Here is an 11,630-nt window from a genome sequence, read left to right as displayed (position 1 = left end):
AGGCAAAGCACGTTGCGCAATTTCGACGGCCTTCCTGGCCAACGCCACCGGCGACCGCGTCATCGCACGTGTGGTTTCCATGACGCATTGATGTAAACTGTTTTCCCATTGGAATCAATAGGGTTTCAACAAAGCCAGATGGACACGGATTTTTAAGGGATCGGTAAGCCACTCGCTTTGCACCGGTTTTCGCAAATCAGGGGATTTTCGCTTCGATTTGCAGTGGCTGCCGGATTTAAGCCCCATTTTTATCTGTGTTTATCTGTGTTAATCTGTGGATGTTGGATTTGCATATTCGTGGAGAGTGAAGCATGACGGCGACGGATATTCGCGAAGAACTCATCAACATTTTGTCCGATATTGTGCCCGACGAGGATTTGAGCCACCTCGCGGACGATAAGCCGTTGCGCGAGCAAATTGAGCTGGACAGCATGGATTTTCTGGACATCGTGATGGAACTGCGCAAGCGTTATCGCATCCAAATTCCCGAGGATGATTACATTCATCTGGCCACGCTTGCCGGCACGGTGAAGTATTTAGAACCGTTGATGAGCGGTTTGCAACGGGCCTGATGGCGGAAGAAGGGACGAATTAACTCGCCTCTCGCCTCGCGCCCCTGATCTCTCGCCCCTTTCCGCCTCCCATGTACGACGTCATCATCATCGGCGCGGGCATGTCGGGCCTGGCGGCCGGCATTCGCCTGGCGATGTTCGATCGCCGCGTGTGCATTCTGGAGCGGCACTACGCCATCGGCGGATTGAATTCGTATTATCGCCTGGATGGACGCAATTACGACGTCGGCCTGCACGCGCTGACCAATTTTGCTCCCCGCGGGGCCAAGCGCGGACCATTGCCGCGACTACTGCGGCAATTGCGAATTGGCTGGGACGATTTTGAATTGGCCGAACAGAATGGCTCGGTCATCGCTTTTCCTGACGTGCGGCTGCGCTTCAATAACGACTCGGCGCTTTTGGCGGCGGAAATCGAGCGGGCTTTTCCCGGCCAGCGCGAGAATTATCAGCGTTTGCTCGCTGCGCTGTTGGATTACGATCAACTGCAATCGGCGGCGGCAGCCGCTTCGGCGCGGGAAGTTTTGGCAGACAAGTTGAGCAATCCGCAATTGATCGAAATGCTGTTGTGCCCGGTCATGTTTTACGGCAGCGCGACCGAACACGACATGGACTGGGGCTCGTTCAGCGTGTTGTTTCGGGCAATTTTTTTGGAAGGGTTGTGCCGGCCGCGGGGTGGCATTCGCACCATTTTAAGACCGCTGGCGCGGCGGTTCAAGGAGCTTGGCGGAGAACTGAAATTACGCTCCGGCGTGCAGCAAATTGTTGGCGATGCAAGCGAAATCGAAGGCGTGCGATTGGACGATGGCACGGAGTTGGCGGCTAAGCAAGTGATTTCATCGGCCGGTTGGAACGAAACGATGCGGCTGTGTGCTTCAGTGCGACGGCCAGCCGCGGTTGTCGTGGGGGCTAACGAGACGAAATCAGACGAACGCAATGCATACTCGACGGATTCATCACCGGCTGTCAGCTCAGCGGGAAATATGACCTTCATCGAATCGATCTGCACGCTCGATTGCCAGCCGCGTGATTTGGGATTTTCCGATACCATTGTGTTCTACAACAATTCGCCGCAATTCCATTACTCCCGGCCCGATGATTTCGCCGATGTGCAAAGCGGCATCATGTGCTCGCCGAATAATTACGATTACTCGGCGGCCGTCGAAAGTATCGCACCCGAAAATGCCAAAACGCCACAGCCTGCTGAAGGAACCATTCGGCTGACCGCGCTGGCCAACTTCGACCGTTGGGTCGCGCTGGAGCCGGAAGAATACCAATCGCAGAAGCAATATTGGCATCAAAAAATGCTGGATGCCGCAGCCCGCTTCCTCCCCGATCTGCACCGGCACGTGGTGGCGCACGATACCTTTACCCCCACAACCATTCGCCACTTTACCGGCCACGACCGTGGGGCCGTGTACGGCGCACCGCAAAAACGGTACGATGCAACAACGCACTTGGAACGCCTGTGGGTGTGCGGCGCCGATCAAGGTTACGTGGGCATTGTCGGCGCGCTCACCAGCGGCATTCAGGTGGCGAACATGCTGCTGCGATAATCAATGCGCCACACGCTTTCTAATTCTTCACCCCCTGGCCCCCGATCCTCGTCCCTTCCACGCCATGCCTCGCGATTTTTTGAACGACGTTGCCGAAGCGTACGATTGCATCGTCATTGGCAGCGGTCTGGCCGGGCTCACCTGTGCCAACACGCTGGCCCGCGCTGGGCAAAAAGTAATGCTATTGGAGCAACATTATAAGCTGGGAGGCATGGCCACGTGGTTTCGCCGCCCGGGGGGGCATATTTTTGATATTTCGCTGCACGGCTTTCCGATCGGCATGATCAAAAGCTGCCGCCGCTATTGGACGCAGGAAATCGCCGATTCGATTGTGCAATTGAAGCACATTCGCTTCGACAATCCCATGTTCTCGCTGACCACGTCGTTCGATCGCGACGATTTTATCCGGCTGTTAACCACGCAATTCGGCGTGCCGCAGCCGCAAGTCAGCTCGTTTTTCGATACCGTGCGGCGAATGAATTTTTACGACGACCAATCGGCCACTGTGGGCCAATTGTTTCAGCGGTTCTTTCCAGGACGCGAGGACGTGATTCGCCTGCTGATGGAGCCCATCACTTATGCCAACGGCTCCACGCTGGAAGATCCGGCCATTACCTACGGCATTGTGTTTTCCAATTTCATGTCGAAGGGAGTATATACCTTCGAGGGCGGAACCGATCGGCTCATCAAGCTGATGCACGAGGAGCTTCTGCGCAATGACGTCGACGTGCGCATTCGCTGCGACGTGGAGCAAATTCTCGTCGATCGCCGCCGCCGCGTGGTCGGCGTGCGGGTGAATGGGCGCGACATCAAAACCTCCGCCGTGGTTTCCAACGCGAATTTGAAATCGACCATCTTCAAGTTGGTGGGCGAGGATCATTTCGATTTACAGTTTGTCGACGAAGCCCGGGCCGTACGGCTTAACAATTCCAGCACGCAGGTGTACATGGCGCTGAAGCCGGGCGAGATGATCGCCGCCGCCTGCGGCGATTTGCTGTTTAGCTCCGTAGCGCCGCTGTTTCGCACCGACCTGCTCTTGGGCCGCGATATTACCAGCCGTACGTTTTCGTTTTACTACCCGCAAACTCGGCCGGGCAGCGACCGTTGCCTGGTCGTTTCCAGCACGAATGCCCGATACGAAGATTGGTCCACGTTGAATGAGGAGGAATACGAACTGAGCAAGCGCGACCTGATCGAAACCACGCTGGCCACACTGGAAAAATACGTGCCGGGCGTGCGAGACAAGCTCGACCATGCCGAAGCGTCAACGCCCCGCACCTTCGAGCATTACACCCGGCATGTACAGGGGGCGAGCTTTGGCACCAAGTTCGAAGGTCTGGCGATTTCCCGCGGATTGCCTCAGCAAATTGTTGGGCTGTACCATGCCGGCAGCGTGGGCATTATCATGTCAGGGTGGCTGGGCGCGATGAACTACGGCGTGATCGTGGCGAACGACGTGGATGCGCTGCTGACGAAATCCAGGTCTCGTGATGTGGTGGCGGCAGAATAACCGCAGAGACTCGGAGACGCAGAGAGGAACGAAGCGGGCAGATGTTTTTATAAGGAATCCAGGAATGCAGGAATAAGTTAGATTGAAGGCAGTTATGAATTGTTTGTATTTATCGTCATTCCTGGTTTCCTGGCTTCCTTATGAATCTCTTCTTTATTTCTCAGTGTCTCTGTAGTTCAAATAACTCCGATGAACAATAACCTGGCTGAAATTTACGCTGCCATTCCGCATCGGCCGCCGTTTTTGCTAGTGGATGAAATCGTGGCTCGCGACAGCGACCGGATTGTGTGCCGCAAACGGTTCACCGGTGACGAATGGTTTTTCGCCGGACATTACCCTGACGAGCCGGTTGTGCCGGGGGTGATGTTGTGTGAAGCCGCGCTGCAAGCGGGCGCGATTTTGCTGGGCAGCAAAAATCCACCGACCTCTGCGGCTCAGCGTTCGGATGATGCTGATTCGCAAACCATGCCTGTCGTCACACGGATGAACGAAGTGCGCTTCAAACAAATGGTTCGCCCTGGCGATACGATCGAAATCGAAGTGCAACTGCGCGAACGGCTTGGCGAAGCATATTTCTTCGAGGCCAAAGTCACCTGCGCCGGAAAAGTGTCTGCCCGGTTGGAATTCGCTTGCATGTTGGTGGCCAAGAGCGAGGCGACACCGTGACTGATTTCCTGCAACTCGAGGGCAAAACGGTGTTGGTCATGGGCGTGGCCAATCGCAAAAGCGTGGCCTGGCACGTGGGGCGTGTGCTGGCCGAGGCTGGCGTCGACGTGGTATACTCGGTTCGCAGTGAAGCCCGGCGCGAAAACGTGCAAAAACTGGTCGGCAACGTGCCGATTTTGGTGTGCGACGTGGAGCACGAAGAGCAAATTGTTCGACTGCGAAGTCAGTTGGCAGAAATCCGACCGAAGCTGCACGGGCTATGCCACTCGATCGCTTTTGCAGATTACGGCACCGCCGAAACTAATGCGGGACCAAAACCGTTTCACGAAACGCCCAAGATCGCGTTTTTGAAGGCCGTTGATATTTCTTGCTATTCGCTGATCGCGGTCTCCAATGCGCTGCGCGAACTGCTCGATCCCGACGCGTCGGTCGTAAGCGTCTCGATTTCAACCACGCGCATGGCGGCGGAAAACTACGGGTTCATGGCGCCGGTCAAAGCGGCGCTCGATTCGTCGCTGGCGTTTCTGGCCAAATCGTTCAGCGGGTTTTCCCGGGTGCGGTTCAACGCCGTCGCGCCGGGTTTGTTAAAAACGTCCGCTTCGGCCGGAATTCCCGGCTATGTCGATGCGTATTTGTACGCGGAACAGGCCACGCTCCGCAAACAGGCGGTGCAAACCGAAGAAGTCGCCAACGCCGCAGCTTTTTTACTGAGCCCGCGCTCCAGCGGCATCAACGCCCAGCAAATCGTCATCGACGCCGGGATGAGCGTGAATTATTTCGATCACGACCTCATCCGCCGCGCTTTGCGCGAATGATTTTGAACCGCAAAGACGCGGAGGCGCAGAGAGGACTAGCCACAGATGAACACGGATGAGCACAGATGAAAAACAGATGCAAGATTAAAACTGCTCAGTTCCTGATTTTGAATTAGCTAAAATCAGTCAGCAGGATCAGCTTTTAAAATCCGTATTCATCCGTGGCTTTTTCCGTGCATCTGGTCAGTTGGCATTCCGCTTCATGGCAGAATGTCGCCGACCCGGACCGTGCCCAAATCGTCCAGACCGATCACCAGCGACAATTTATCTTCAGTGCGGTAAACCCGTTTTTCTCGATAGCCCGGCATGGGCACCGGCCCGCTGGGATTGCTAAATACTTCCAATTGGCTGTCGATAAGGTTGAGCAGCCAATAGCAAACCACACCGGCACGCGCATAAATGCGGCCTTTCAGCGTGCGGTCCGCCAGCAGCGAGCCGTCGGCCACTTCCACCACCAGCGAAACATTTTCCGCCTTGGGCGGGCGGTTGGCGTATTCATCGAGCACGTCGCAGACACTGGCCAAATCGGGCTCCGGCTGACTATCGCCGCAGGCAATCGGTTGCTGAACCAGCAAGTGCCAGCCGTTGGGGATCATGATGCCGATGTAGTCGCGCAGTTTTTCAACCGCCGTTTCGTGTCGCAGTGTTTGACGGCACTTGGGCACGACCACGCCTTCCAATAATTCGAAGGTGTTGGAAGTGCTGTGTCCTCCCTTGGCGGCCCGGCGGCGGTATTCATCCAGCGTGATACGCTCCCCGGCCCCGGCCGGAAAGCCAAATGGTTCATCGGTCGAGGGATGATTGCTCATAGCAAGTTCTTTTTCACCTATCGTGGCGTTTGTAGCGTGTTTATTTTCGCAGTGAAATGCCCCACGGTCAAATCACAGAATGAAAAGGAGTTAACCAAGTTTGCCGCCTGAAACCAAACCCTGCTGCAATTCCATCGCCAGCATCAGTACGTTGATGCCCGAGCCGATGCCGAGCAGGGCCACTCGATTGCCGCCGCAATAATGCGCCTGCTCGATGCCTACGGCCAGCGTGACCGGCAGCGCCGCTGCGCCCGTGTTGCCGAGCCAGGGATAGGTGACAAAATCGTTGGCCGGGTTCAGCCCGAATTTTTCGAGCATCATTTTGCGATGAGCCGAGCCCACTTGATGGCACGCCGTTTTGGAAACGTTGGCATTGGTCCAGCCGAGTTCGGCGAGCAGTTGGCCGAACGTTTCGTGGCCGACGGCAATGCCTTCGTGCATGAGCGTTTCGGCATCGGTTTGCATCAGGGGGGCCATGCCGCCGCCGACGGTTTCGTCGCGCCCGCTGTGGCACAATTCATGGGCCACCGTATTGGTGCGCCCCACCGCGGCGAGCAGCCGATTCTGTGTGCGGCTCAATTCACGATGCACCAGCAACACCGCCGCGCTGGCCGAGCCAATCGTGAGCGACGCGAGCGCCGGCTTTACCGTGTCGCGAGTCAGCGCTTGGTCGGCGTTGAGCATGGCGAGGGTGGTTTCCATCAGGGGCCGGCTGACTTCACTGGCCACAACCAGCCCGGCGCGAATTTGCCCCAGTTCGATCATGTTGGCCACCTGCACCATGCCGTTGAGCAGGCCCAGGCAGGCGTTAGACACATCGTAAATTAAACACTGCGACGGCAGACCGAGCTGATGATGCACGCGGCAGGCCGTGGCGGGCTCCAGAAAATCGCGACAGACGGAACCGTGAATGAGTGCGCCGATATCGCGCCGATCGATTCCGGCGACGCTGATTGCGCGCTCGCCGCTGACGATGCTGATTTGACTGGGCAGCGTGTTAGGCGGCCACACGCGGCGCTCGCGGATGCCGGTCATCAATTCCAAGCGGCCGGCCGGCAACTTCAACCGCGCATACAGCGGCTCCAAGCGTCGCTCGATTTCCTCGGACGAAATAATTTCGTCCGGCAACGTGTAACCCAATGATTCGATGCAAACCTGGGAGAAGGGCATGGTGAGTGGTGAGGAGTGAGTGGTTATTGCTACTCACTCCTGTTGTTAAGTTGCGATTTTCGCAAGTAGGAAATATAGCCGTTGATCCGCGAAATTAATTGATAGGCTTGCTGTTTCAGTTCGATGAGCATTGCGGAACTGCGATAGTGTTGATCTTCGCACACGGTTAGGTCATCGATAATTTCTTCCAGTGACCCTCGCGCCATTCGGCAAAACTGAATGTTCTCCTGGTAATGCCAACGCCCATGCCCTTCGGCGATATTATTCGTGATCGAAACCGCAGCTCGCCGCATTTGTTGGTCGAGGCAATATTTTTCAGTGTTGGACAGTGCTGAAAGCAATCCGTAAATCTTCCTCCGAAAATCACGCGCCGCCTGATACAGTTCAAACTCTTCCAACCGGTAACGACTTTTCTCGAGCATGTTTTGCCCCTTTGAATGGCGCATTGAATTTCCACACGATTTCGTCCACAACCACTCACTCCTCACCACTCACTCCTTACTTCCCTTAGCTCATCCGCTAGCACACTATCTTGCGATAGCATCGCTTCCTGCACGCAAAATAACCGAAAAGCTTGCAGGCCGCGAGCGGGTCGCTACATTGGCGGCCAGTTTGAATGTTCTGGCTGGGGTGACACGGCCAGATGGTTTTCGATCGTGGACCGTTGCTCGCCGAACAATTCGTGGGGGGCAAAGTACGGAAGGAATCCGAACTTGGCCTGACGTGTTTCGGCGGCAACACAGCAGCGTGATTTCAGGGACGGAAACATGCCAGCTATTCTGTTAGACGCCGCGCCGGCGTCGAGCGGCTTGGGCCGTATCTTGTTCACCCCAATTTCAGACACACGATGTGTCAAGGAGGAAGTGCCATGCGCAAGAAGCCTTTAATCGGTATGAACGCGGACTATCGGACTGGCAAAAAGGATGCGCCAAGTTTTTCGTACATCGCCTCCGGCTATTACGATTGTGTGTCGGCTGTGGGCGGGGTGCCGGTGGTCATTCCGCCATTAACCGAGGCCGACGACATGAACCGAATTCTAGATTTGCTCGATGGCGTGGTGTTGGTCGGCGGAGCCGACTTGGACCCGCGCAACGACGGCTACATGTTGCATCCGAGCACACGGTTGATGGACGCCCGCCGCGAGGAATCGGACAGGCTGCTGATGAAACTGGTCGCCAAGCGAAAGATTCCTGTCTTCGGCATTGGCGCCGGCATGCAGCTCATTAATGTTTCGCAAGGGGGCAATTTGTACTTACACATTCCGGAAGATATGCCTAAGGCCATTCCGCACACCGATTCGCTCGATACAGCTCATCGCCACGGATTGGAGGTGGTGCCCGGCACGCTGATGGAGCGCGTGTTTGGCGACGGCGAAATCCGCGTCAACAGCATGCACCACATGGCCGTCGACGAGCTGTCCACGGCCTTCATGGTCAGCGCCCGATCACCGGACGGCGTCATCGAGGCCTTTGAAAGCAAGACCGACGCCTGGTGGGTGCTGGGCACGCAATTCCATCCGGAAGCGATCAGCGCCTCCGCTTTGGATGTGCGCATTTTTGAAGAATGGATTGTGGGCATCACCGGCGAAGTGCCGGCGCTGAAACTCATGACCGAGGCAGCCTAAGCGCGACGTACGGTGTTGTGGAAAGCCGGGCCACGAAGTTCGGAATTGTTCTTGTGTTCTCGTTGGGTCGCGCAACGGCGCGCTCTAAAGCCCAGGGGATGGCGCCCCTGGGCTTTATTTTTTCATTCAAATTGCGCGGCTCGCAGGACGTTGAATATCAAACAAATTCACTGTTTGCCGTACGCCGGGATCGCCGCCGGGAACACCAAGCGGTCCGGACACTTGCGGGCCGCGGATGTGCAAACCTGCGCGGACGCACTCGTCGGGAAATGCCTCGGCTTTGATTCGCTGCGGATCGGTAAGCAGCCCGAGACCACCGGGTCGCAGCGATTGCCGAAATGCTCCGGCAATTAACCGGCAATAATCGCGCTCGTACAGTACGTCGGCGGCAACGACCATGTCGAATTCGACGAGGTCATTCGGGTAGTTTCGCCAATCGACGGTGCGGGTCTCCGGTAGCGGCAGGCCGTTAAAAACGGCGTTGAGGCGTACGAAGTCGAGCGCTTCCGGGTAGTAATCGACGGCAGTGACGGAAAATCCGGCAGATAATGCAGACATGACCGCCAGACCGCAGCCGCAGCCGAGTTCCAACAACCGCGGCTGTCGCATGCCGCTAGTGTCGCCCAAGCCCAGGGGTTGCAACCCCTGGGCTTGAATGGCTTGGGCGAATTCCGCAATTCGTCCGGCCAGCACAAAGGCGGATGGCCAAATTTCGGCCCAATAAGGCAACCGTTCGTCGCGGTTGAATTCGGCTTCGTCGATCAGTTCGTCGGCCGAGCGGGGATGGAGCATGCGGAACTGGAACGGCCCAACGGTCAACTGGTGCTTGACCACGTTAAACAGCTGGCGTAATTGACTTTCCAGCGAGCGATGATCCGCGAGAAATGCGCTCATTTTGTTTCTTTAATGGCCGACCTCAAAGTCCGGGATTGCGCTCGCCGCCGATTGTAACGGCTAAGAGCCCGTCGAACAGACATTTGGCAAACTTTTGCGGTGCGGAAAACTGAATGGCCTGGGGAAAGTCTGGCGATAAGTAAAACTGTATGGGCGATGGTTTCCGTTTGTTTTTTGTTTTCCCTTTCGCACCCTGCTGCCATGCCTGTCTGCGCTCCCCATTTTCTGCTGAGAACTGAATGCCGTAGTAAGGACCATGCCGGGAAATGGCACTTTGTGCTGCAGACGCCGGACGGTCGTAAACAGGCTGATGTCGAAGATGCTGAACCCACACTGCCCGGCGAACGGCTGGAATTGCTGGCCGTCGTGCGGGGTTTGGAAGCGATCGATTCGCCCGCCAAAGTCACGCTGCAAACCAGCAGCAATTATGTTCGTCGCGGCATCGATTACGGACTGGACGATTGGCGGGAAAACAATTGGCAATGGGAGTGGCATGGCCAAATGGTGCCGGTAAAGAATTACGATTTGTGGCGCCGGCTCGACCGCGCCCTGCAGGTGCACGAAGTCGACTGCCAATTTGGGCATAAAAATCGCACGAGGGGGAGGTAGGAAGAATGACCACAATTTTCACCATTTTTCTCGTATATCGGGGCATTTCTTGGTTGGTGGCTGGACGAAACGATGCCAAACAAGGCAAAATCACGCTTGAACGGAAGCAATTTGGAGGACACGGTTGTGCGAACTAGTGTTGAGCTGGAGAAAGTACGGGCTTTGGTGGAAGGGCGGCACGAAAACCCTTTCGAAATCCTCGGGCCGCATGAGGTGATCGATTCGGGCCGTCGGGCGGTGGCGGTTCGGGCTTACCTGCCGCTATCGAAGCAAGCCTGGATTATCCATCCGGCCCACGGCGGTTCGCAGCCGATGCGGCGGATTCATCCGGCCGGTTTGTACGAGGCGATATGTCCCACGCCGGAGCCGGAACTGGCTTCGCAGTATTTCATTAAGGAAGTCAACCAGCAGGGCGAGCAAACCACGATGCACGATCCTTACGCTTTTCCACCGCTGCTGTCCGATTACGATTTGCACCTGCTGGGCGAGGGCCAGCACTGGCAGTGCTACAACAAGCTGGGCGCCCATGTGCGCACCGTGAACGGCGTGGAAGGCGTGAACTTTGCCGTGTGGGCCCCGAACGCCCAGGGCATCAGCATCATCGGCGATTTCAACAATTGGGACGCCCGACGCCACCAGCTTCGCAAGCACATCCCCGGCGGCATTTGGGAATTGTTTGTGCCCGGCCTAAGCGAAGGCACGCTGTACAAATTCCGCGTGAAGCAAGCCCACGGTGGCGAAGTCGATAAGTCCGACCCCATGGGCTTCGCCGCGGAAATTCCGCCGCGCACGGCATCCAAGGTGGTCGACTTGGACCGTTATCGTTGGCACGACGAAGGCTGGATGAGCAATCGCCACGAGCGTCAGGCGCTCGACAAGCCCATGTCGTTTTACGAAGTGCACTTGGGCAGTTGGCGCCGGCCGGTCGACGATCCGCATCGCTGGCTCTCCTATCGCGAGCTGGCCCATCAACTGGTCGAATACTGCCTGGAGATGGGTTACACGCACATCGAGCTGCTGCCCGTCAGCGAGCATCCGTTCTCCGGCTCCTGGGGTTACCAAACGGTCGGCTACTATGCGGCCACGAGCCGTTACGGCTCGCCGCACGATTTCATGTACTTTGTCGATCACTGCCATCAACACGGCATTGGCGTGGTGGTCGATTGGGTGCCGGCCCATTTCCCGCGTGACGACCACGGCCTGCGCCGCTTCGACGGCACCGCCATGTACGAGCACGACGACCCGCGCAAAGGGGAGCATCCGGACTGGGGGACGCTGATTTTCAATTACGGCCGCAACGAGGTCCGCAATTTCCTGATTAGCAACGCGCTGTTTTGGCTCGATAAATATCATCTGGACGGGCTGCGCGTCGACGCCGTCGCCAGCATGTTGTACTTGGATTACAGCC

12 protein-coding genes are annotated in these 11,630 nt (G+C 56.8%); 8 read left to right on the top strand and 4 right to left on the bottom strand.

Translation table 11 applies throughout. From position 1 onward, the window contains the following. Positions 1–311: 311 nt before the first annotated feature. From VMJ32_08835 to VMJ32_08815, 5 genes are all read left to right on the top strand, one after another. On the top strand, positions 312–572 hold the full coding sequence (locus VMJ32_08835; protein HTQ39122.1) for an acyl carrier protein: 261 nt from the start codon (positions 312–314) through the stop codon (positions 570–572). A 71-nt stretch (positions 573–643) separates the two neighbouring features. Next, the gene (locus VMJ32_08830) at positions 644–2,125 is read left to right on the top strand and encodes an NAD(P)/FAD-dependent oxidoreductase (GenBank protein HTQ39121.1); all 1,482 of its coding nucleotides are present in this window, start codon (positions 644–646) and stop codon (positions 2,123–2,125) included. Between the two features lie 64 nt (positions 2,126–2,189). Further along, complete coding sequence (locus tag VMJ32_08825; GenBank protein HTQ39120.1) at positions 2,190–3,635, top strand: FAD-dependent oxidoreductase; 1,446 nt, start codon at positions 2,190–2,192, stop codon at positions 3,633–3,635. A gap of 189 nt (positions 3,636–3,824) precedes the next feature. Beyond that, positions 3,825–4,301, top strand: a complete 477-nt coding sequence (locus VMJ32_08820) for a 3-hydroxyacyl-ACP dehydratase FabZ family protein (protein ID HTQ39119.1) — start codon at positions 3,825–3,827, stop codon at positions 4,299–4,301. Positions 4,302–4,339: 38 nt separating this feature from the next. Next, a complete protein-coding gene (locus tag VMJ32_08815) occupies positions 4,340–5,116 on the top strand; it encodes an SDR family oxidoreductase (GenBank protein ID HTQ39118.1) in 777 nt (258 codons plus the stop codon). A 200-nt stretch (positions 5,117–5,316) separates the two neighbouring features. Here the strand turns inward: VMJ32_08815 and VMJ32_08810 are convergent, their stop codons facing one another. The 3 genes from VMJ32_08810 to VMJ32_08800 all read right to left on the bottom strand — a co-directional run bounded on the left by VMJ32_08810 (position 5,317) and on the right by VMJ32_08800 (position 7,517). Beyond that, positions 5,317–5,925, bottom strand: coding sequence for a Uma2 family endonuclease (locus VMJ32_08810; GenBank protein HTQ39117.1), 609 nt, complete (start codon positions 5,923–5,925; stop codon positions 5,317–5,319). Positions 5,926–6,015: 90 nt separating this feature from the next. Continuing rightward, positions 6,016–7,095, bottom strand: a complete 1,080-nt coding sequence (locus VMJ32_08805; GenBank protein ID HTQ39116.1) for a 3-oxoacyl-ACP synthase III — start codon at positions 7,093–7,095, stop codon at positions 6,016–6,018. Positions 7,096–7,124: 29 nt separating this feature from the next. After that, positions 7,125–7,517 carry a four helix bundle protein gene (locus VMJ32_08800; protein HTQ39115.1) on the bottom strand — a complete coding sequence of 131 codons (393 nt, stop codon included), beginning with the start codon at positions 7,515–7,517 and terminating at the stop codon, positions 7,125–7,127. 446 nt (positions 7,518–7,963) lie between these two features. On the opposite strand from VMJ32_08800, the gene VMJ32_08795 reads away from it, so the two are divergent. Then, positions 7,964–8,719 (top strand): gamma-glutamyl-gamma-aminobutyrate hydrolase family protein, encoded by a 756-nt coding sequence (locus VMJ32_08795; protein ID HTQ39114.1) that lies wholly within the window; start codon positions 7,964–7,966, stop codon positions 8,717–8,719. A gap of 126 nt (positions 8,720–8,845) precedes the next feature. On the opposite strand, the gene VMJ32_08790 is transcribed toward VMJ32_08795, so the two are convergent. Further along, on the bottom strand, positions 8,846–9,613 hold the full coding sequence (locus VMJ32_08790) for a class I SAM-dependent methyltransferase (protein HTQ39113.1): 768 nt from the start codon (positions 9,611–9,613) through the stop codon (positions 8,846–8,848). Between the two features lie 156 nt (positions 9,614–9,769). Here VMJ32_08790 and VMJ32_08785 point away from each other — a divergent pair, with 156 nt between their 5' ends. Then, positions 9,770–10,222 carry an RNase H family protein gene (locus VMJ32_08785; protein ID HTQ39112.1) on the top strand — a complete coding sequence of 151 codons (453 nt, stop codon included), beginning with the start codon at positions 9,770–9,772 and terminating at the stop codon, positions 10,220–10,222. 126 nt (positions 10,223–10,348) lie between these two features. After that, positions 10,349–11,630 (top strand): 1,4-alpha-glucan branching enzyme (glgB, locus tag VMJ32_08780; GenBank protein HTQ39111.1); only part of this gene is annotated, 1,282 nt, incomplete at its 3' end.

This window comes from Pirellulales bacterium, from assembly GCA_035499655.1.
GTDB lineage: Bacteria > Planctomycetota > Planctomycetia > Pirellulales > JADZDJ01 > DATJYL01.
This window is presented reverse-complemented; position numbering and strand designations above follow the sequence as displayed.

Coding starts and splice junctions, on each gene's coding strand:
- VMJ32_08835 (HTQ39122.1), top strand. CDS start 312: ATGACGGCGACGGATATTCGCGAAGAACTCATCAACATTTTGTCCGAT.
- VMJ32_08830 (HTQ39121.1), top strand. CDS start 644: ATGTACGACGTCATCATCATCGGCGCGGGCATGTCGGGCCTGGCGGCC.
- VMJ32_08825 (HTQ39120.1), top strand. CDS start 2,190: ATGCCTCGCGATTTTTTGAACGACGTTGCCGAAGCGTACGATTGCATC.
- VMJ32_08820 (HTQ39119.1), top strand. CDS start 3,825: ATGAACAATAACCTGGCTGAAATTTACGCTGCCATTCCGCATCGGCCG.
- VMJ32_08815 (HTQ39118.1), top strand. CDS start 4,340: ATGGGCGTGGCCAATCGCAAAAGCGTGGCCTGGCACGTGGGGCGTGTG.
- VMJ32_08810 (HTQ39117.1), bottom strand. CDS start 5,925: ATGAGCAATCATCCCTCGACCGATGAACCATTTGGCTTTCCGGCCGGG.
- VMJ32_08805 (HTQ39116.1), bottom strand. CDS start 7,095: ATGCCCTTCTCCCAGGTTTGCATCGAATCATTGGGTTACACGTTGCCG.
- VMJ32_08800 (HTQ39115.1), bottom strand. CDS start 7,517: ATGCTCGAGAAAAGTCGTTACCGGTTGGAAGAGTTTGAACTGTATCAG.
- VMJ32_08795 (HTQ39114.1), top strand. CDS start 7,964: ATGCGCAAGAAGCCTTTAATCGGTATGAACGCGGACTATCGGACTGGC.
- VMJ32_08790 (HTQ39113.1), bottom strand. CDS start 9,613: ATGAGCGCATTTCTCGCGGATCATCGCTCGCTGGAAAGTCAATTACGC.
- VMJ32_08785 (HTQ39112.1), top strand. CDS start 9,770: ATGGTTTCCGTTTGTTTTTTGTTTTCCCTTTCGCACCCTGCTGCCATG.